We start from the raw sequence: 214 nt of genomic DNA, 5'->3' as shown, positions 1-214 counted from the left end.
TTCCGCCACACCCGCATATTGTTTTTTTAAGAAATGGGGCGACTGATGGGAATCGAACCCACGAGTGTCGGAGCCACAATCCGATGCGTTAACCACTTCGCCACAGCCGCCATAATCCTGGTGCCGGCTAGAGGACTTGAACCCCCAACCTACTGATTACAAGTCAGTTGCTCTACCAATTGAGCTAAGCCGGCATTATATGGTGGAGGATGAC

General features: G+C 51.4%; 2 tRNA genes. Both read right to left on the bottom strand.

The features are described from left to right. Window positions 1-34 precede the first annotated feature (34 nt). A tRNA-His gene (locus tag CN326_RS23925) sits at window positions 35-110 on the bottom strand. 8 nt (window positions 111-118) lie between these two features. Further along, window positions 119-194, bottom strand: a tRNA-Thr gene (locus tag CN326_RS23920). Window positions 195-214 lie beyond the last annotated feature (20 nt).

This window comes from Bacillus sp. AFS018417, assembly GCF_002560985.1.
Taxonomy (GTDB): domain Bacteria; phylum Bacillota; class Bacilli; order Bacillales; family Bacillaceae_G; genus Bacillus_A; species Bacillus_A rhizoplanae.
The sequence above is the reverse complement of the archived record's forward strand: the minus strand, read 5'-3'. Positions and strand labels throughout refer to the sequence as shown.